This window comes from Mesonia algae (genome assembly GCF_003253545.1).
Classification (GTDB): Bacteria; Bacteroidota; Bacteroidia; order Flavobacteriales; family Flavobacteriaceae; genus Mesonia; species Mesonia algae.
This window is the reverse complement of the sequence record NZ_QKYV01000001.1, coordinates 18982-38836: the sequence shown is the minus strand read 5'-3', so window position 1 is coordinate 38836 and position 19855 is coordinate 18982. Positions and strand designations below refer to the sequence as shown.

The following is a 19855-nucleotide window of genomic DNA, read 5'->3' as shown; positions in this document are numbered from 1 at the left end:
TTCTTATGGCAGAAGTAATTAAAATGCCTCGATTAAGTGACACCATGGAAGAAGGTACGGTGGCACAATGGCTTAAGCAAGAAGGTGACAAAGTTGAAGAAGGAGATATTCTTGCTGAGATTGAAACCGATAAAGCTACCATGGAGTTTGAATCTTTTCATGAGGGAGTCTTACTTCATATTGGGGTTGCTGAAGGTGATACCGCTCCGGTAGATCAATTGTTAGCAATTATAGGAGAAGAAGGAGAAGATATTTCAGATTTGATCAATGGTGATGATTCTGCTAAAGCGGATAAAAAAGAGGAAAAGAAAGACGATAAAGAATCTTCTAAAAAGGAAGAGGAATCTGAAAAAGAAAACGATAAATCAGAAGCGACAGAAGAATCTGAAAATGAATCAGATGATGACGCTAATGAAATTCCAGAAGGTGTAGAGGTTATAAAAATGCCTCGATTAAGTGACACCATGGAAGAAGGTACCGTGGCAACTTGGTTAAAGCAAGAAGGTGATCAGGTAGAAGAAGGAGATATTTTAGCCGAAATAGAAACCGACAAAGCTACCATGGAGTTTGAGTCTTTCTATGAAGGAACTTTACTTCACATTGGTGTAGCCGAAGGAGAAACTGCTGCAGTTGATTCCGTTTTAGCTGTTATAGGACCAGAAGGAACTGATGTTTCTGCTGTTCTTAACAATAATGGTGGAGGTACTCAAAAATCCTCAAGTAGTAAAAAAGACAATTCAGCTAAAGAATCTAAAAGTGAATCTGAAGAGAAAGAATCTTCAGAGGTGCAACACGAAGATGAAAGCGGAGACAGAATTTTTGCTTCTCCATTAGCTAAAAAAATGGCTGCAGATAAAGGTATTGATTTAGGGAAGGTAAAAGGCTCTGGTGAAAACGGTCGTATCGTTAAAAAAGATATCGAGAACCATAAACCACAACAGCAAGAAGCTTCCGCGAAAGCAAAATCAGAACCTGCTACCAAAACCGAAAGCGGAAATAAGGTTGAGGCTTATATGCCAGCAGGAGAAGAAAGTTTTGAGGAGATTAAAAATTCTCAAATGCGTAAAACCATTGCTAAACGTTTAGGAGAATCTAAATTTACAGCACCGCACTACTACTTAACGGTAGAAGTGAATATGGAAAACGCTATACTTTCTCGTAAGCAAATTAATGCGATCCCAGATACTAAAGTATCATATAACGATATGGTGATCAAAGCTTCTGCAATTGCTTTAAGGAAACATCCACAAGTGAACTCGCAATGGACAGGTGATGCTACTAAAATTGCTAAGCATATTCATATAGGAGTAGCTGTGGCTGTAGATGAAGGCTTGGTAGTACCAGTACTTAATTTTGCTGACCAAATGAGTATGACTCAAATTGGAGGAAATGTAAAAGATCTCGCAGGAAAGGCGCGTAATAAAAAACTACAGCCTAAAGAAATGGAAGGCAGTACTTTTACCGTTTCTAACTTAGGAATGTTTGGGATTACAGAGTTTACCAGTATCATTAATCAACCTAATTCAGCTATTTTATCTGTTGGCGCTATTGTAGAAAAGCCAGTAGTCAAAGATGGACAAATTGTGGTTGGTAATACTATGAAAGTAACTTTGGCTTGTGATCATAGAACTGTAGATGGTGCTACAGGAGCAAAATTCTTAGAAACTCTAAAACGTTATTTAGAAAATCCAGTAACTATGTTGGCTTAACCCACATTACTGTTTTATAAAACCTTAAAAATCCCGCTCTAAAAAGCGGGATTTTTTTATCTTTAGCCTTATGAGAAAAATAGTATATATAATCGTTTTCGTTGCGATTTCGGCTTGTGCACAGCATCAAGGAAAGGAAAAAGTGGATTCATCAACATCTTCTAAAAATTACAATTTCCAAGAAGCTGAAATTAAAAAATCACTTCAATTTTTGAGTTCAGATGAATTAAAAGGAAGAAGTACTGGTAGCGAAGGGATAGAAGCCGCAGCTTCTTATGCAGAAGATATTTTTAAAAACTACCAATTAAAACCTTATTTTGAAAGTTACCGAGATAGTTTTGAGGTAAAGGGGAAAACTGGATACAATATGGTTGCTTTTAAAGAAGGAACAGACCCTCAATTGAAAAATGAGATTATTATGTTGGGGGCTCATTACGATCATATTGGGATAGAGACACAAAGTAAAAGAATTATAGATAACGATTCTATTGCCAATGGGGCGAATGATAATGCGGCAGGTAGTGTAGCGGTTTTAGAAATGGCTAAATATTTTGCAAATAAAGAGACGAAAAGAAGTCTCATGTTTGTGCTTTTTTCAGCTGAAGAGATGGGGCTTTTAGGTTCTAAGCATTTAGCAAAGCGACTAAAAGAAGAAAAAGCACCTGTCTATTTTATGCTTAATTTTGAGATGATCGGGGTTCCGCTGCCACATCAAGATTATCTGGCTTATCTCACAGGCTTTGAGAATTCTACTTTAGCTGAGCGTTTTAATGAAGAAACGGGGAAAAATACCTTTGGTTTTTTTGAAAAGGCAAAATCCTTTCAACTGTTCAAACGAAGTGATAATTATCCCTTTTATGAAGAACTAAATGTTCCTGCACAAACATTGTGTACATTCGATTTTTCTAACTATCCTTATTATCACCATGTAGATGATGAAATGGAGTTTTTAGACATCACGCATATGGAAAACTTATTAAAAGAAGTGGTGGTGGGAATCGAAGCATTAGCTAATGAAAATGAAAAAACGATACAGTTAAAATAAAAGAATGAGCAAAAAAAAAATAATTGTTACAGGTACAAGTAGAGGAATAGGTTTAGAACTAGTGCAGATTCTTGCTAATGAAGGACATGAAGTTTTAGCGCTTTCGCGGAATGAAAAACCAGTTAAAGATTTACAACACGACCATATTCATAGCTTTCCTTTTAACTTAAATGAAGAAGAAGATCTTCATAAAGTAAGTGCGTTTGTGGAGAAAGAATGGGGTGGAAGTTTAGATGTTCTTATTCATAATGCTGGAAGTTTGGTGAATAAACCCTTCGAAGAAATTTCAGCTAAAGAACTCATGACGGTGTATCAAACCAATGTATTTGGTGTTTTTCAGCTTTCACAACAATTGATAGGGAAAATGTCGAAAAATGGACATGTAGTGACCATAAGCAGTATGGGCGGAGTACAAGGGAGTATGAAATTTGCAGGCTTGTCGGCTTATAGTTCTAGTAAAGCTGCTGTAATTAATCTTACCGAGTTACTTGCCGAAGAATACAAAGAAAACGGTCCTAGTTTTAATGTATTAGCTTTAGGAGCGGTACAAACCGAAATGTTACAAGAAGCATTCCCTGGTTATGAAGCGCCAACTTCTGCTAAAGAAATGGCCCAATATATAGCAGATTTCTCCCTTAACGGAAATAAATATTACAATGGTAAAATGCTTCAGGTTTCTAATTCTACTCCTTAAATAGATTCATGCAACAGGTGTTAGCTAAATATCTTCCAGAGCGAGCTGTACAGCCTTTGTTTCAGTTAATCGAGAACCATGCAATTCATTTAAAAATCGTAAATGAACGCAAAACACGGCACGGTGATTACCGCCAGATGGGTCAAGTGCATCAAATTACCATCAATGCCAATTTAAATAAGTATAGGTTTTTAATTACTTTGGTTCACGAGATTGCTCATTTAGTAGCTTTTCAAAAGTATGGAAGATTTATAAAGCCCCATGGAAAGGAATGGAAACATACCTTTCAACAATTAATGCTGCCATTATTAAATCCGTCTATATTTCCGTCAAGGTTATTACCATTATTAGCAAGACATTTTAAAAACCCAACGGCGAGTAGTGATACCGATGCTGTTTTATCTGTAGCATTAAAAGAATACGATCCCACTAGTGATAAAAACTATATATTTGAAATTCCTATGGGAAGCACTTTTAGAATCCCTAATGGGAAAATATTTAAGAAAGGAAAAAAAAGAGTGAAGCGCTATGAGTGCTTAGAAATGGAAAGTGGAAAAGTTTATATTTTTCAGCCTAATGCTCAAGTAGAATTAATAAAAGTTTGAAATTGATGGATAATAAAAATTATTTTGCAGTATTAATGGCAGGAGGCGTAGGTTCTCGTTTTTGGCCAGTAAGTAAGAAAAGCTATCCTAAGCAATTTCATGATATGTTAGGTACGGGAGAAACGCTTATTCAAAAAACTTTTTCTAGATTAGAAAAACTAATACCTGCAGAAAATATATACATTTTAACTAACGAATTGTATGATGACTTAGTTAGAGAGCAATTACCAAAAGTACAAGATCATCAAATTGTTTTAGAACCTTCTATGAACAACACCGCGCCTTGTATTTTATTATCTTCTCTAAAAGTTCAAAAAGAGAATCCAGATGCAGTGATGATCGTAGCTCCTTCAGATCATTGGATAGAAGATGAAGATGCTTTTATTGAGAATGTACAAACTACTTTTGATGCTTGCCAAAGAGATCAAAGCTTATTAATGACCTTAGGGATTCAACCTACATTTCCCCATACTGGTTATGGGTATATTCAATATCAAGAACAGGGGGCGACACCTATAAAAAAGGTAACTAATTTTACAGAGAAGCCAGACTATGCGACGGCAAAATCTTTTTTACAACAAGGAAACTATGTCTGGAATGCAGGTATTTTTATTTGGAGTGTAAAGGCAATCACTACTGCTTTTAAAAACTGTTTGCCAGATATGTATTCGCTTTTCGCGGAAGGAATTAATGATTATAATACCGCTACCGAAAAGCAATTTATAGAAGAGAATTATTCCAAGTCAGAGAATATATCTATCGATTATGGAATTATGGAAAAATCTGAACACGTCTCCGTCTTACCCGCAAAATTTGATTGGAACGATTTAGGATCTTGGGGTTCTCTTTACGATAAATTAGAAAAGGACGAAGCTAAAAACGTGGTCGTTAATGCTCAATCCTATATTGAAAATTCTACTGGAAATATCATAAGAACTACTAAAGGAAAAACAGTAGTGCTTAAAGATCTAAATGATTATATTGTGGTAGAAAATGAAGAGGTTTTACTTATTTGTCCTAAAAAAGACGAACAAGAAATTAAAGTGTTGAGAAATTCCGTAAAGGAAAAATTTGGAGACGAACTTATTTAATTTAGTACTTGGAAGAAAACAATACACATACCAACCCAGCAGAGGAGAGTCAAAAAGAAATCGTTAAACGAGATTTAAAAGGGACTTTTAAGAGCTTAAAACAATTTCTAAAAGATCTGTTAGATATAAGAACAGATACCGATAGAGATTCTACCATAGAAGCTGTAAAGAAAGATATTACCTTTAAGGGGCATAATGCTTGGATTCTTATCTTCTCTATTTTTGTGGCATCCATTGGACTAAATGTAAGCAGTACTGCCGTGGTGATTGGAGCGATGTTGATCTCCCCTCTTATGGGTCCAATCGTTGGGATGGGACTATCTGTTGCTATTAATGATGTAGATATGCTTAGGCGTTCTCTTATTAATTTAGGAGTGATGGTTGTTTTGAGTGTGCTTACCGCATTCTTGTACTTTTTAATTTCTCCGTTAAACGGAAGTAATGCCGAATTAGAAGCAAGAACGTACCCTACTATTTTAGATGTGCTTGTAGCTATTTTTGGTGGTTTGGCTCTTATTGTAGCTAAAACTAAAAAAGGGACGATAGCGAGTGTAATCTTTGGGGTTGCAATTGCTACCGCTTTAATGCCCCCTTTGTGTACTGTAGGTTATGGTTTGGCTCAAGGCAGCTGGTCTGATGCTGGTGGAGCTCTTTACTTATTTTCTATTAATGCAACTTTTATTGCACTTTCAACCTTTGTAGTTTCTAAATTATTAGGCTTTCCATTGGTGAAATATGCCAATTCTAAGCGAAGAAGGTTTATTGCCCAAATGGCTTCGGCGATTGCAATTATTGTTATGGTTCCTAGTATTTATTTGTTTTACAATATGCTAAAGGAATCTTACTTTAAGCAAGATGCCCAAGAATTTGTAGAGGAAGAATTGATGATTTATAAAGAATCTTTTCTTCAAAAAAATTCGACGATTGCTACTTTTGATGGTGGAAACGATCCTAAAATTGAAGTATCTTTCTTAGGAAAAGAAATTCCTAATTCTGTCATAAGCTTATGGAGGGAGAAAATGAAGAGGTATCCTAATTTAAAAAATACTTCACTTATTATCCTTCAAAATGAGAATACAGAATCTTACGATCAATTAGAATATATGAAAGAGTTTAAAAGACGAGACTCCTTGAATATTCTCAATAAAGATGAGCGTATTGCTTATTTGGAAGATGAGGTTTCTAAATTAGCTAGATTTAGTAAGAATGAAATTCCGTTTCAGCAAATTAGCAAAGAAGCTCAGTTAAATTATGAAGACATTCGGGCCTTTGGTTATGCCCAAAAAATAATTTCAGATTTTAATAAAGTTGATACTATCCCAGAATTTAATGTAGTCTGGAATGATAGTATAACTAAAGAAAAGAGAAATAAGGATGAGGTTAAGTTAAAAAAGTGGCTTCAGTTTAAATTAAATTTAGATACTATTTCTATGCAATCGAGTATAGAAAAAGCATCACCAAAAATTTCAGCGAAAGCTAAAAGTTAAATAATTTTAAAGGCCTTGTAATTGCGCTTTTCTAACTTTTTGAAACAAATCTGAGGAGTAAACAAAACTGGTTAACGACTCATTATCGGTTTTATAGATAATGCTTTTATCTCCTTGCCATTCTAATCTACCATCTTTTAAGAAGACTATATTTTCTCCAATTTCTAACACCGAGTTCATATCATGGGTGTTTATCACGGTAGTAATGTTATTCTCTTTAGTGATTTCGTGAATAAGATTGTCAATTAAAATTGCAGTTTTAGGATCTAAACCTGAGTTAGGTTCATCACAAAAAAGATATTGAGGTTTATTTACAATGGCTCTAGCAATAGCAACTCTTTTTTGCATTCCTCCACTAATTTCAGAAGGGAACTTATTATCTACTTTAAGTAGGTCTACACGATCAAGAACTTCTCTAACGCGTTCCATTCTTTGTTCTTTGCGTTGTTTGGTGAACATTTTTAAAGGAAACATTACATTTTCAGCAACACTCATAGAATCAAACAAGGCGCTACCTTGAAAAACCATTCCCATTTTCTTTCTAAGTTCTCTCTGCTGCTCTTTATTTAAAGTAGAGTACGCTTTCCCATCATACTCAATAGTACCATCGGTTGGAAGTATTAATCCTAATAAGCACTTTAAAAATACTGTTTTTCCAGCTCCAGACTGACCAATAATAAGGTTGGTTTTACCTTGAATGAATTCAGTATCTATACCTTTTAGAATTTCTTCTCCGCTAAAGCTTTTATGTAAGTCATTTACTTTTATCATTAGCTTAGTAATAATTGAGTGAGTATATAATTGGCGATAATTAAAATAACACTAGTCCACACAAAGGAAGTGGTACTAGCTTGTCCTACTTCTAAGGCTCCTCCCTTCATATAATAACCATGATAAGAAGGTACGGTCGCTAAAATAAGAGCGAAGATGAAACTTTTTATAAAAGCATAAGCTAAATGAAAAGGTATAAAATCGTTTTGTAAACCTTCTAAAAATTGATCACTCGCTACAAATCCTCCCATTACACCAGCCATGTATGCTCCTCCAATCCCTACGAACATAGCGATAGAAATAACAAAAGGATATAATAGCATAGCTACGATTTTAGGTAACACTAGATAATTTAGTGAGTTGATACCCATGACTTCTAAGGCATCAATTTGTTCGGTTACACGCATAGTTCCTATACTAGAAGTAATGTAAGAGCCTACTTTTCCTGCCATAATGATAGAAATAAAAGTAGGAGCAAATTCTAAAATGATAGATTGTCTTGCTGTAAAACCAATTAAACTTTTTGGGATTAAAGGATTGTTTAAGTTTAAAGCTGTTTGAATTGTAACAACTCCACCAATAAAGAATGATATGAATATAACAATACCCATAGAATTGATAATAAGATCATCAACTTCTTTAAAGATTAATGTTTTAAGCACCGAAGGTTTTGTCATCCTTCTAAAGATGTCCTTTAACATTATAAAATACTCACCAATATCGTGAAGGTACCTCATTCAAATATATTTTTTGTAAATCTAAAATAGAATACCCAAAAACAAAAGTATTTAACTTACAATTAATTTTAAATCCTTTTAACATGTGTATTTTTGTGTTTTTAAAGAAAACTCATGAAAAAAATAACTCTCTTATTGGTTTTAACCGCACTTTTTTATCAGTGTAAAACATCAAAATTAGACCAAAATAATTCGCTTACGGACGGTATAGATTCTACATCTACTAATCCGCTTTCTCAACAACCAAAATTGGTAGTTGGAGTAGTGGTAGATCAAATGCGGTACGATTACCTTACCCGTTTTTGGGATCACTTCCGCGAAGACGGTTTTAAAAAATTAGTTGGGGAAGGGTTTACCTGCAATAATAATCATTACAATTACGTACCCACCTATACGGGTCCTGGTCACGCTTCTATTTATACAGGTACTTCACCTAAAAATCATGGTATTATTTCTAACAATTGGTATGATAAGTTTTCTAACGAATATGTGTATTGCGCACAAGATGATACACGAGAAACCATTGGTGCCGAAACTACTGCAGGGCAAATGTCTCCTTGGAGAATGCAAACTACAACGGTATCAGACCAAAATCGTTTACATACCCAATTTAGAGGAAAAACAATTGGAGTAGCTTTAAAAGATCGTGGGGCGATTCTACCTGCTGGTCATACAGCAAATGCAGCCTATTGGTTTTATGGAAAAGATAAAGGTGTATTTATAACCAGTTCTTTTTATAGAAACGATTTACCGCAATGGGTGAAAGATTTTAATGCTTCAGGTAAAGTAGAAAGTTATTTAAAGCCTTGGAATACTTTAAAAGATATCACCACTTATATAGAAAGTGGAGCTGATAAAAATGATTTTGAACATCGCTTTCGCGGAAAAGAAACAGCAACATTTCCTTATGACTTAAATGAATTAAGCGAAGAAAATGGAGGTTACGATATTCTAAAATCAACACCTTACGGAAATAATATTTCAACCGATTTTGCTCTTGCTGCCATCGATGGAGAGCAGTTAGGACAAGATGAATTCACCGATTTTTTAACGCTAAGTTATTCTAGTCCAGATTATATAGGTCATAGTTTTGGAGTCAACTCAAAAGAAGTTCAGGATAATTATGTGCGTTTAGATGAAGACATTGCACGATTGATTAAAAATTTAGATGAAAAAGTAGGTAAAGGTAATTACACTTTATTTTTAACTGCCGATCACGGAGCCGTTCATGTACCTAATTACTTAAAAAGTAAAAAGATTCCTGCGGGTTATATGAATAGTAAAGCGTTGAAAGAAAAAGTGAATCAATTTTTAGGAGAAGAATACGGTATTTTAGATCTCATTAAAAATGTTTCTAACAATCAGATCTTTTTCGATAAAGAGATGTTGAGAGAGAAAAACATTAAGGCTATAGATTTAGCTAATCACCTAAAAGGATTTTTAATAGATCAGCCTCATCTTTATAAAGTATATACGCGTGAAGAAGTGGAAGCGATGAATAGTAACGACAAGTTAAAACACTTTGTAGAAAATGGATTTCATCAACAAAGAAGCGGAGATGTGATTTTCTTGTATGATCCAGCTTTTATATCCTATTCAGGAGTGGGAAGTACCCACGGTAGTTCTATGACTTATGATACCCACGTACCTTTAATTTTTTATGGTATGGGAATACAAAAAGGACAAACCTATGCAAAAACCGAAATTACAGATATTGCGCCAACCATTTCAGCTTTATTGGGAATCGCATTTCCTAATGCCGTAACGGGAGAAGTAATTCAAGAAGTTTTAGAAAAGAAATAATAAACGGATATTAAAAGAGCTTCTGCTTCATCTTTTTCCAGCGGTAAGCTCTTATCCATTTCCCTTCTTCGGGAGAGACCATAAAAGGAAGGTTGTTTTTTTTTGAGATAAGAAACCCCTTGATGTAATCAATAAACAAACGAGGTTGTTGTTTTTTCAACGCTAATTTAAGTGCGGCAATACAAGTAATTGAAAATCCGTATCGCATCTTATAAAAAGCTTCACCTTGTTTATAACGGGCTTTCGCATGATAGGTTTTTCCAGTAGGACGCAAATGTTTTACAGTTAGGTCTGAAGAAACACATATATCAAATCCATGATATTTTGCCAGTAGTTCATCTACGGTGTCCCAACCCATCACATTTTTAAGTCCGTTAATTTTGTCAAAACACTCTTTTGTATATGCCTTTAAAGCGCCTCTAAGATGATCTTTATTGGTTAAGGACTCTAGTTTCCATCCATTTTTGTGTGGAATCAAACAGACTCCACCAGCCATTCCAAATTTAGGATTTTCAAGAAATGCTTTTGAGATATGGGCTAGATAATTATTAGGGAAAATAAGATCGGCATCAAATTTACATAATACATCGTAGTTGTCATCTAACCTCTCAAGACCTTTGTGAAAAGCATTAATTACTTTGCTGCCAGGTAAATGTTCTTCGCTAGAGGAAATGTTGATGTAATTTATAAAACTATATTTTTCAGCGAAAGCTTTTAAAATATTTTCGGTATTATCGGTAGAGTGGTCGTTAACCACCATTATTTTTTTAGGAAGTAATGTTTGCTCTGTTAGAGACTGCAGAGTTTTGTCTATAAATGCAGCTTCATTATGAGCGGGGATAATGATGTAAATATCCATTTATGATACTCTTTCGGCGTAGACAATATAATAACGTGGAGTTATTTTTCTAAGTAAAGGTCTTATGCCAATTTTATTCACAGGGTTCGTCCACTTTTTAGAGTCGATTATTTTCCAACCTGCCTTTTCTAATAACCAATCAAATTGCCAATCTTCAAATTCGTGATAATGACGATCCCATTTATCGGTTTTACTTCTGTAGGCAGGAGAAAACCATAAACGTAACGGGATGCTGGTTACAAGTTTATCAGCTTTAATTTCTCGTAACACGTTAAAAGGAGCGATGAGGTGTTCAAATATTTCAAAAGCGGTAACAACATTTGCGTTAGAATGAATAACCGATGAAAAATCAAGATCTAAATCTTCCCCTTTTGTATTCTCAACTTGATACCCAGTAGATTTAAGACGTTCCGTTAACGGATTTTCAACTCCTAAATCTAAAAGTTGAGAATCTTTCGAGATATGTTTTTCTAAAAAATCTAGGGTTTCTTGGTATCGCTTATGCGGAAAATTTTTCTCGTACAATGGTGTAATCTTAAAATTTGTAAACAGCAGCGTTAATGTTCATACCTGCTCCAACACTCGCAAAGAGTACTACATCTCCTTTCTCTATCGATTGATCTTTGAGTTGTTTTCTTGTGACCAAATCTAATAAAGTTGGTAAAGTAGCCACCGAGCTATTTCCTAATTTTTGAATGCTCATAGGCATGACATTTTTAGGGGCAGGAACATCAAAAAGTTGATAAAACCGATCGCAAATAGCCTGATCCATTTTTTCGTTAGCTTGATGAATTAATAATTTTTTCACATCTTTAATAGTATATCCACTTTCATCTAAACAAGCTTTCATAGCAGCTGGAACTTTGGTAAGTGCAAAATTGTAGATTTTCCTTCCACTCATTTTAATATACTTGGTAGGCTGCAAATTTTCTTTATTGTAAGAACCATCAAAAGTTAAATAGTTTGCTTCCGCGGAAGCGTATGTAGCCGATTTGTGTGCGATAATACCTACATCTTCGCTATCTTTATATTCTATAATGGTAGCGCCTGCACCATCACTAAAAATCATACTATCGCGGTCGTGATCATCTACCACTCTAGATAAGGTTTCGGTACCAATAACCAAAATGCGTTTGGCCATTCCCGATTTTATAAATGCTCTTGCGTGAATCATTCCTTCGAGCCAACCTGGACAACCAAAAAGTAAATCGTAACCTACACAATTAGGGTTTTTGATTTTCAATTCATATTTCACTCGGGTCGCTAAACTAGGAACGGTATCTCCTTGAACATTTTTATTTTGTAAGTCGCCAAAATTATGGGCGACAATGATATAATCTAGCGTTTCAGGATCAATTTTAGCATCATCTATAGCTTTTTGAGCTGCGATGCTTGCCATATTAGATGCGGTAACACCTTCTGGTGCGTATAGCCTTTCATCTATACCAGTAATGGCTTGAAATTTTCTAATTATATTATCGTTAGTATCATTAATGGCAGAACCATCTTCATTTAAAAAACGATGATTCAAAAAATGAGAATTGATGATTTTTGTTTGAGGGATATAGCTTCCAACCCCTATAATTACTTCAGCCATAGATCTAAATATTGGTACAATGTAGTCATTTCTTTATATCCTAAAGAATATTTTATTAAAAATTAAGAAACCTTAAAGGAGGCTTTAATTATTAAAAAAAAATCAAAATGTTGAATTAATAATTTTTTATCTACTAAAATGCAAGTATGATAATTTAAGCTTTAAAATATTTTACTTTTTTATTGAAATGGTAAAATATTTAGTTTTTAAAAGTCTATTAATGTTTAAAACTTATAAAAATAAAAAAGCCCATAATTAATTTACAGGCTTTTCTATTTTAATAAATAAGAGTTTACATATATTCTTCCATTGGTGCACAAGTACACATAAGGTTGCGATCTCCATAAGCATCATCTACACGTCTTACTGATGGCCAAAATTTATTATCTGACACATATGGTAAAGGATAAGCTGCTTTTTCTCTAGAATAAGGAAAGTCCCAATCACTAGAAGTAAGCATTTTTAATGTATGCGGAGCATTTTTAAGAACATTGTTAGGTTCTTCTTTTACAACGGTGCTAATTTCTTCTCTAATAGAAATTAAAGCATCGCAAAAACGATCTAATTCTTCTTTGCTTTCACTCTCTGTTGGTTCTATCATCATTGTTCCTGCTACTGGAAAAGAAACTGTAGGAGAATGGAAACCATAGTCAATAAGGCGTTTCGCAATATCTACTACTTCAATTCCTTTTTCTTTAAAAGGTCTGCAGTCGATAATCATCTCATGAGCTGCTCTTCCTCTTTCTCCAGAGTACAACGTAGTGAAATGACCTTCTAAACGATTTTTAATATAATTTGCATTTAATATAGCATGCTCTGTACTAGATTTTAATCCTTTAGGACCTAACATAGTAATATAGGCATAAGAAATAAGGCATACTAAAGAAGAACCCCATGGTGCGGCAGAAATTGCATTTATAGCGTTTTCTCCTCCCGTTTTAATGATTGGGTTTCCTGGTAAAAATGGAACTAATTGCTTTGCAACACAAATTGGTCCAACACCTGGGCCTCCACCTCCGTGAGGAATAGCAAAGGTTTTATGTAAATTAAGGTGACAAACATCTGCGCCAATATTTCCTGGATTGGTTAAGCCCACTTGCGCATTCATATTTGCACCATCCATATAAACTTGTCCGCCGTTATCGTGAACGATTTGTGTAATTTCTTTTATGGCAGATTCGTACACCCCATGCGTAGATGGGTAAGTAATCATTACTGCCGAAAGATTATCTTTATGTTTTAAAGCTTTTTCCTTTAAATCTTCTACATCAATACTTCCAGATTCATTTGCTTTGGTTACGACCACTTTCATTCCTGCCATTACTGCACTTGCTGGATTAGTACCGTGAGCGGAAGAAGGAATTAAACAAATATTTCTGTGGTGATCTCCACGAGATTCGTGGTAAGCTCTAATTGCCATTAATCCTGCAAATTCTCCTTGAGCACCGGAGTTGGGCTGAAGTGAGGTTGCAGCAAAACCAGTAATTTCAGTTAACTGGTCTTCTAATTTTTTTAATACTTCTTGGTAACCTTGTGCTTGATCAATGGGTACAAAAGGGTGAATATTTCCCCATTGAGGGTAGCTTAACGGAAGCATTTCTGCTGCAGCATTTAGCTTCATTGTACAAGATCCTAAAGAAATCATAGAGTGATTTAAAGATAAATCTTTACGCTCTAATTTCTTGATGTAACGCATCAATTCAGTTTCAGAATGGTATTTATTAAATACTTCATTCGTCATAAAATCACTATCTCTCGCTACGTTTTCTTTATCGATAATATCTTTCTCTAAAGAAGTAACTTTGATAGAAGCTTTTCCTGCTACGTGAGCAAAAACAGCAATAATATTGTTAAGATCGGTTAAGCTAGTTGCTTCGTTTAAGCTAATAGAAACCGTGTCTTCTTCTGGGTAGTAAAAATTAATTTCGCTAGCTTCAGCAACTTCTTTTATTTTGGCTGCATTCGTTTTAATGCGAATCGTATCAAAATAATAGTCGTTTTCTTGGTAGTAGCCTAATTGTTCTAGAGCATCGGTAAGTTCGGCTGCAGAGCGGTGAACTTTATTGGCTATATATTGTAGACCTTTTGGTCCGTGATAAACACCATACATAGAGGCCATTACAGCTAGTAATACTTGTGCAGTACAAATATTTGAAGTGGCTTTGTCTCTTTTTATATGTTGCTCGCGTGTTTGTAAAGCCATTCTTAAGGCTACATTTCCGTCAAGGTCTTTAGTTACCCCAATAATTCGTCCTGGGATATTTCTTTTATATTCTTCTTTGGTTGCAAAATATGCTGCGTGTGGTCCTCCGTAACCTAATGGAATACCAAAACGTTGCGTGGTACCTACAACTACATCTACACCAAAGTTACCTGGAGCTTGTAGTTTTACTAGGCTTAAAATATCTGCAGCGACAGCAATTTTAATTCCTGCTTCTTTAGCTTGAGCGATAAACGGAGCGTAATTGTAAATCCTTCCGCTGGTTCCTGGATATTGAAGAATAGCTCCAAAGAAATCTTCAGAGAAATTAAATTCTTCGTGGTTTCCTACCACCAGTTCAATCTCTAAAGGATTGGCTCTGGTTTGCAATAAAGAAAGTGTTTGGGGTAAAATCTCTTCAGAAACAAAAAACTTTACTGCTTTTCTTTTCTTTTGGTCACGATCTCTAACCGCAAACAAGAGTGTCATGGCTTCCGCAGCAGCGGTAGCTTCATCTAAAAGTGAAGCGTTTGCCAACTCCATTCCTGTAAGATCGGCCACCATGGTTTGAAAGTTAAGAAGCGCTTCTAGTCTACCTTGAGCAATTTCTGCTTGGTAAGGAGTATAAGCTGTATACCATCCTGGATTTTCTAATACATTTCGCTGAACTACAGGAGGAGTAATAGATTGATGGTATCCTAAACCTATATAGGTTTTAAACATTTTGTTTTTAGCAGCAAGTTTGGTAATGTGCTCCAAATATTCTTGCTCGCTTAAAGCTTCGTTTAAATCTAGGTCTTTTTGTAACCTTATGTTGTCTGGAATGGTTTCGTAAATCAATTGATCTAAAGAATCTACTCCTACAGTTTTTAGCATTTCTGCTATGTTTTCTGGTCTAGGACCAATATGTCTTAATGCAAAAGAATCTGTGTTCATGTATTAAAAAATATAGTTGTGTTTGTGGTTTGCAAAAATACATTTTTTCTAAAGAAAACAATGTTAATTCTGTAGCTTATCAGTATACTTTAAAAGGCATAGTTAAGGTCTCATTTTAAAGCTTTATTTTTGAATTATGAACCTCTTTAAAAAAGCGATTAACTTTTATATTAACAGCAGTATTCACGTAGCTTTGGCGGTTACTGGTTTAACAGCAGTAACAAGCATAAGTTTTTTAGGTAAGCTTAATCTTCATGTTCTTCTTTTCGTGTTTTTTGGGACTATTTCTGGCTATAATTTTGTGAAATATGCTGGGATTGCAAAATTGCATCATTACAGCCTTACGAAGAATTTAAAAATGATTCAGGTCTTTTCATTATTCGCATTTTTAGGTTTGCTTTACTTTTTTTCTCTTCAATCTACTAATTTTTTAATTCTGACTGGCTTTTTGGGTTTTTGTACCACCTTGTATGCTATACCTTTTTTACCAAAGCATAAAAACCTAAGAAATTTAAGAGGGACAAAAATTTTTATCATCGCTTTTGTTTGGGCAGGAGTTTGTGTTTTATTACCTCTTGTAGATGAAGTATCTCTTTTAAATTATAAAGTATGGGTAAAGTGGCTTCAAGTTTTTTTATTTGTGATTTCGATCACCATTCCTTTTGAGATAAGAGATCTAAAATTTGATGATGATGGTTTAGGTACTTTGCCTCAGTTGGTAGGAGTAAAGCAAGTGAAAAGAATAGGCTATTTGCTAATAGCATTGGTAATGGGTATGCAAGGAATTTTAAGTGAATTAAAATTTATAACGATGTTACCAGTAATCCTTATCGGAATTTTAAGTGCAATTTTTATAAAGTTAGCAAGAAAGCAGCAGCGTGAATTTTATGCTTCTTTTTATGTAGAAGCAGTTCCTATAATATGGTTTTTATTAGAATTAGGAATAGGGTATATAAAGTGGTAGGAATGATTTATGAATTTTTAGAACTTGAGTTTTGCATTTGCTTTTGAAGTAGCATTTTAAAACTCTCTTGTTCTTCTGGGGTTAAATTACTAAGCTTCGCATTTTTAATTACTTCGCTAAGCTGAGTGTTTTTTTGAGAATATTTTCGGCATTCTCCACACATAATTAAATGGAATTTTAATTTGAGTTTTTCCCAAATACTTGCCTCGTCATATTGACATTTATCACAGAACACTCCGTATTTTTCACAGAGTGAATGTCGTAAATTTTTTGATGTACTCATATTATAACCATTTGTCTTCCATACAATCAGCCATTTTTTTTCTGGCTCTATGTATAATTACCCATAAATTAGACGGACTAATATTTAAATCATTACAAATTACTTCGGTATCGTAATTGTCAATGGTTTTCATTTTAAAGACTTTTGCTTGTTGTTCTGGGAGGGAAGAAAGGCAGTTAAATATAGTGCTTTTTAGCTCATCATTCATTAAAGTATCTTCAGCAGTAACATCATCATGATCAGCGACCTGTTCCTCTAACCAATCCCCGTCATCGCCTTCGTTATTATAGTTTATTTTAACTTCAGCTTTTCCTTTATTAGAGTTTATTTTACGGTAATAGTCAATAATCTTGCGTTTTAAAATGGAAACTAACCAAGTACGTTCGGTGGCTTCTCCTTTAAAATTCTTCATAGATTTTAATCCGGCAAGAAAAGTTTCAGAAATAAGATCTTTTGCAATATCTCTATTGTTTACCCGTGTTATGGTATAATTAAAAAGAAAATCAGAGTAACGATCTACCCATTTTTCTGGATTAATTTGATTTTCTTTGCTCGGTGGCATGATAGAATATTAATTAGTGCGATAAAGCTACAAATAATATAAGGTATATTTTTGTTGTTAACTGTGAAAAAAAACATAAAATGAAGCAACTTCTTATCATAGGTTACATTTGGCCAGAGCCTGCTTCTTCGGCGGCAGGGAGTAGAATGATGCAACTCATAGATCTATTTTTAGAAAAAGGTTACCAAATAACTTATGCCTGTCCTGCTAGATTTTCTGAATATGCAGTTAATTTAGAGGAAATTGGGATAGAGCAAGTACAGATTGAAGCCAATAAAAGTGAGTTTGATAGCTGGTTAAAAGAGCTTAATCCTTCTATAGTGATGTTTGATCGCTTTATGATGGAAGAGCAATTTGGATGGCGAGTAGCAGAGCAATGCCCTAATGCTTTTCGTATTTTAGATACCGAAGATTTACATTTTTTTAGAAAAGCTCGTTACGAGGCTGCTAAAAAAAATAGGGTATTAACTAAAACCGATTTGTTTTCTAAAGAAGCTAAAAGAGAAATTGCCAGTATTCTACGTTGTGATCTCACCTTAATTATTTCTGAAGCAGAAAGAGATTTGTTAACCGAAAAATTTAGAATTGATAGAGACCTTTTACTCTATATTCCGTTTTTAGTTCCTAAAGAGCGTACCTCTCCTTCAACCGAGCTAACTAACTTTGAAGAACGCGAAAATTTTATTTTCATAGGAAATTTTTTACACGATCCTAATTGGGATGCCGTGCTATATTTAAAACAAAACATTTGGCCTATTATTAGAAAGGAATTGCCAAAAGCAGAGTTGCATATTTACGGGGCTTATGCTACCCAAAAAGTAGAACAATTACATAATAAAAAAGAGAAATTCTTTATAAAAGGGAGAGCCACTGAAGCATTAAGTACTATAGAGAAATATAAGGTATTACTGGCGCCTCTACGATTTGGAGCAGGAATTAAAGGTAAGTTTATTGATGCTATGCTCACGGGTACTCCAAGCGTAACTACTACTATAGGAGCTGAAGGTATATGTGGAATTTACCCTTGGAACGGAGAAATTTCTAACAATGATCAAGAAATTGCCGATGCCGCATTTATGCTGTATACGCGAGAAAAAAGATGGAATAAAGCTCAGCAGAACGGTTTTAAAGTGATTCAGAATCGATTCCAAAAAGAAAATTTTAGCTCTCATTTTTTCGATACAATTAGACGTTTGCAAGAGCGTTTAGAAAAACATAGGCAACAAAATTTTATGGGATCTATGTTAATGCACCATACCTTACAAAGTACAAAGTACATGTCTTTATGGATAGAAGAAAAAAATAAAAAGAGCTAATGGCAGGTATTTATATACATATTCCATTTTGCAAACAAGCTTGTCATTATTGTGACTTCCATTTCTCTACAGGGTTAAATAAGCAGCCCCAAATGGTAGCAGCTATTCATAAAGAAATTTTGCTCCGCAAAGAAGAAATTAAAGAGGAAGTAAAGACTATTTATTTTGGAGGCGGTACGCCAAGTTTGCTGACCAAAGATCAAATTAAGGACATACTCGATACGATTTATAAGAATTATGATGTTTCGCTTAACGCGGAAATCACTTTAGAAGCAAATCCAGATGATTTATCTCTAGAGAAGATCCAGGAATTATCACAAACTCCAATCAACAGGTTAAGTATAGGAGTGCAGTCTTTTTTTGAAGAAGATTTACAGCTTATGAATCGGGCTCATAACCATGAGGAGGCGTTAACTTCTATTCGGGAAGCGAAGAAGTTTTTTGATAATATTTCTATAGATCTCATTTACGGAATACCTCATATGAGTAATGAGCGTTGGCAACAAAATCTCGATATTGCTTTATCTTTAGAGGTTCCTCATATTTCTAGTTATGCATTAACGGTTGAGCCAAAAACAGCTCTAAAAAAAATGATAGAAAAAGGAAAAGTAGCTCCTGTAGATGATGCGCTTGCTGCCAAACATTTTAAAATCTTGCAAGAAGTAATGAGTTCGGCAGGTTTTGTCAACTATGAATTTTCAAATTTTGGAAAACCTGACTACTTTTCAAAAAACAATACAGCTTATTGGATGGGAGAATCTTACTTAGGAATAGGTCCGTCGGCACACGGTTATCATCAAGGGGTGAGAAGTTGGAATGTATCTAACAATCCTAAATACATAAAGGCCATCGAAGAAAATCAACTTCCTATAGAAAAAGAAACCTTATCTAGTAATGATGCGTACAATGAATATATAATGACGCGTTTACGAACGATGTGGGGAATTAGCTTATTGGAAATAGAAGAACTTTTTGGAAATAAATATGTGAATTATTTACAAAAAGAGCTTCCTGTTTTTATAGAGAAAGGACTTATAAAAAAGAATGAAAATAATTATACCATCACTCAAAATGGAAAATTTTTAAGTGATGGTATAGCCTCAGACTTATTTTATATAACGTAGTTTTTGCGTTAGGGATTGAGCGGTTTGTCTGAGCTCTTTTGTTTTGATAAAAACAAAAAGCGAGTAGCGAAA

The 19855-nt window shown here is 34.4% G+C and carries 18 protein-coding genes; 10 read left to right on the top strand and 8 right to left on the bottom strand.

Annotated features, from left to right (window positions below; translation table 11 throughout):
* Positions 1–5 precede the first annotated feature (5 nt).
* From LX95_RS00175 to LX95_RS00150, 6 genes are all read left to right on the top strand, one after another.
* On the top strand, positions 6–1709 hold the full coding sequence (locus LX95_RS00175) for a pyruvate dehydrogenase complex dihydrolipoamide acetyltransferase (RefSeq protein ID WP_111539410.1): 1704 nt from the start codon (positions 6–8) through the stop codon (positions 1707–1709).
* Positions 1710–1779: 70 nt separating this feature from the next.
* A complete protein-coding gene (locus LX95_RS00170; protein ID WP_111539409.1) occupies positions 1780–2754 on the top strand; it encodes a M28 family metallopeptidase in 975 nt (324 codons plus the stop codon).
* A 4-nt stretch (positions 2755–2758) separates the two neighbouring features.
* On the top strand, positions 2759–3448 hold the full coding sequence (locus LX95_RS00165; RefSeq protein WP_111539408.1) for an SDR family NAD(P)-dependent oxidoreductase: 690 nt from the start codon (positions 2759–2761) through the stop codon (positions 3446–3448).
* An 8-nt stretch (positions 3449–3456) separates the two neighbouring features.
* On the top strand, positions 3457–4053 hold the full coding sequence (locus LX95_RS00160) for a SprT-like domain-containing protein (RefSeq protein WP_111539407.1): 597 nt from the start codon (positions 3457–3459) through the stop codon (positions 4051–4053).
* A gap of 5 nt (positions 4054–4058) precedes the next feature.
* Positions 4059–5144, top strand: a complete 1086-nt coding sequence (locus LX95_RS00155) for a mannose-1-phosphate guanylyltransferase (RefSeq protein WP_111539406.1) — start codon at positions 4059–4061, stop codon at positions 5142–5144.
* Between the two features lie 8 nt (positions 5145–5152).
* Positions 5153–6631, top strand: a complete 1479-nt coding sequence (locus tag LX95_RS00150) for a DUF389 domain-containing protein (RefSeq protein ID WP_111539405.1) — start codon at positions 5153–5155, stop codon at positions 6629–6631.
* Positions 6632–6637: 6 nt separating this feature from the next.
* Here LX95_RS00150 and LX95_RS00145 read toward each other — a convergent pair whose 3' ends face one another.
* Both LX95_RS00145 and LX95_RS00140 read right to left on the bottom strand, forming a co-directional pair.
* Positions 6638–7402 carry an ABC transporter ATP-binding protein gene (locus tag LX95_RS00145; protein WP_111539404.1) on the bottom strand — a complete coding sequence of 255 codons (765 nt, stop codon included), beginning with the start codon at positions 7400–7402 and terminating at the stop codon, positions 6638–6640.
* Positions 7402–8139, bottom strand: a complete 738-nt coding sequence (locus LX95_RS00140) for an MlaE family ABC transporter permease (RefSeq protein ID WP_111539403.1) — start codon at positions 8137–8139, stop codon at positions 7402–7404. The genes LX95_RS00145 and LX95_RS00140 overlap by 1 nt, the downstream gene beginning before the upstream one ends.
* A 114-nt stretch (positions 8140–8253) precedes the next feature.
* Here LX95_RS00140 and pafA point away from each other — a divergent pair, with 114 nt between their 5' ends.
* On the top strand, positions 8254–9942 hold the full coding sequence (pafA, locus tag LX95_RS00135; RefSeq protein WP_111539402.1) for an alkaline phosphatase PafA: 1689 nt from the start codon (positions 8254–8256) through the stop codon (positions 9940–9942).
* A 10-nt stretch (positions 9943–9952) separates the two neighbouring features.
* Here the strand turns inward: pafA and LX95_RS00130 are convergent, their stop codons facing one another.
* The 4 genes from LX95_RS00130 to gcvP form a co-directional block, all read right to left on the bottom strand.
* A complete protein-coding gene (locus tag LX95_RS00130) occupies positions 9953–10801 on the bottom strand; it encodes a glycosyltransferase family 2 protein (RefSeq protein ID WP_111539401.1) in 849 nt (282 codons plus the stop codon).
* Entirely contained in the window at positions 10802–11326 is a 525-nt protein-coding gene (locus LX95_RS00125) for a methyltransferase (protein ID WP_111539400.1), read from the bottom strand. It abuts the gene before it with no gap.
* Positions 11327–11336: 10 nt separating this feature from the next.
* Positions 11337–12398, bottom strand: a complete 1062-nt coding sequence (locus LX95_RS00120) for a 3-oxoacyl-ACP synthase III family protein (RefSeq protein WP_111539399.1) — start codon at positions 12396–12398, stop codon at positions 11337–11339.
* A gap of 292 nt (positions 12399–12690) precedes the next feature.
* Positions 12691–15534 (bottom strand): aminomethyl-transferring glycine dehydrogenase, encoded by a 2844-nt coding sequence (gcvP, locus tag LX95_RS00115; protein ID WP_111539398.1) that lies wholly within the window; start codon positions 15532–15534, stop codon positions 12691–12693.
* A gap of 136 nt (positions 15535–15670) precedes the next feature.
* Here gcvP and LX95_RS00110 point away from each other — a divergent pair, with 136 nt between their 5' ends.
* Complete coding sequence (locus tag LX95_RS00110) at positions 15671–16498, top strand: UbiA prenyltransferase family protein (RefSeq protein ID WP_111539397.1); 828 nt, start codon at positions 15671–15673, stop codon at positions 16496–16498.
* Positions 16499–16505: 7 nt separating this feature from the next.
* Here the strand turns inward: LX95_RS00110 and LX95_RS00105 are convergent, their stop codons facing one another.
* On the bottom strand, positions 16506–16781 hold the full coding sequence (locus LX95_RS00105) for a hypothetical protein (protein ID WP_111539396.1): 276 nt from the start codon (positions 16779–16781) through the stop codon (positions 16506–16508).
* Between the two features lies 1 nt (position 16782).
* Positions 16783–17343 carry a sigma-70 family RNA polymerase sigma factor gene (locus LX95_RS00100; protein WP_111539395.1) on the bottom strand — a complete coding sequence of 187 codons (561 nt, stop codon included), beginning with the start codon at positions 17341–17343 and terminating at the stop codon, positions 16783–16785.
* An 80-nt stretch (positions 17344–17423) separates the two neighbouring features.
* On the opposite strand from LX95_RS00100, the gene LX95_RS00095 reads away from it, so the two are divergent.
* On the top strand, positions 17424–18659 hold the full coding sequence (locus LX95_RS00095) for a glycosyltransferase family 4 protein (protein ID WP_111539394.1): 1236 nt from the start codon (positions 17424–17426) through the stop codon (positions 18657–18659).
* Positions 18659–19783 carry a radical SAM family heme chaperone HemW gene (gene hemW, locus LX95_RS00090; protein WP_111539393.1) on the top strand — a complete coding sequence of 375 codons (1125 nt, stop codon included), beginning with the start codon at positions 18659–18661 and terminating at the stop codon, positions 19781–19783. The genes LX95_RS00095 and hemW overlap by 1 nt, the downstream gene beginning before the upstream one ends.
* Positions 19784–19855: the final 72 nt, after the last annotated feature.

Coding starts and splice junctions, on each gene's coding strand:
- gcvP (WP_111539398.1), bottom strand. CDS start 15,534: ATGAACACAGATTCTTTTGCATTAAGACATATTGGTCCTAGACCAGAA.
- pafA (WP_111539402.1), top strand. CDS start 8,254: ATGAAAAAAATAACTCTCTTATTGGTTTTAACCGCACTTTTTTATCAG.
- LX95_RS00140 (WP_111539403.1), bottom strand. CDS start 8,139: ATGAGGTACCTTCACGATATTGGTGAGTATTTTATAATGTTAAAGGAC.
- hemW (WP_111539393.1), top strand. CDS start 18,659: ATGGCAGGTATTTATATACATATTCCATTTTGCAAACAAGCTTGTCAT.
- LX95_RS00175 (WP_111539410.1), top strand. CDS start 6: ATGGCAGAAGTAATTAAAATGCCTCGATTAAGTGACACCATGGAAGAA.
- LX95_RS00110 (WP_111539397.1), top strand. CDS start 15,671: ATGAACCTCTTTAAAAAAGCGATTAACTTTTATATTAACAGCAGTATT.
- LX95_RS00120 (WP_111539399.1), bottom strand. CDS start 12,398: ATGGCTGAAGTAATTATAGGGGTTGGAAGCTATATCCCTCAAACAAAA.
- LX95_RS00155 (WP_111539406.1), top strand. CDS start 4,059: ATGGATAATAAAAATTATTTTGCAGTATTAATGGCAGGAGGCGTAGGT.
- LX95_RS00170 (WP_111539409.1), top strand. CDS start 1,780: ATGAGAAAAATAGTATATATAATCGTTTTCGTTGCGATTTCGGCTTGT.
- LX95_RS00105 (WP_111539396.1), bottom strand. CDS start 16,781: ATGAGTACATCAAAAAATTTACGACATTCACTCTGTGAAAAATACGGA.
- LX95_RS00095 (WP_111539394.1), top strand. CDS start 17,424: ATGAAGCAACTTCTTATCATAGGTTACATTTGGCCAGAGCCTGCTTCT.
- LX95_RS00130 (WP_111539401.1), bottom strand. CDS start 10,801: ATGGATATTTACATCATTATCCCCGCTCATAATGAAGCTGCATTTATA.
- LX95_RS00160 (WP_111539407.1), top strand. CDS start 3,457: ATGCAACAGGTGTTAGCTAAATATCTTCCAGAGCGAGCTGTACAGCCT.
- LX95_RS00100 (WP_111539395.1), bottom strand. CDS start 17,343: ATGCCACCGAGCAAAGAAAATCAAATTAATCCAGAAAAATGGGTAGAT.
- LX95_RS00145 (WP_111539404.1), bottom strand. CDS start 7,402: ATGATAAAAGTAAATGACTTACATAAAAGCTTTAGCGGAGAAGAAATT.
- LX95_RS00165 (WP_111539408.1), top strand. CDS start 2,759: ATGAGCAAAAAAAAAATAATTGTTACAGGTACAAGTAGAGGAATAGGT.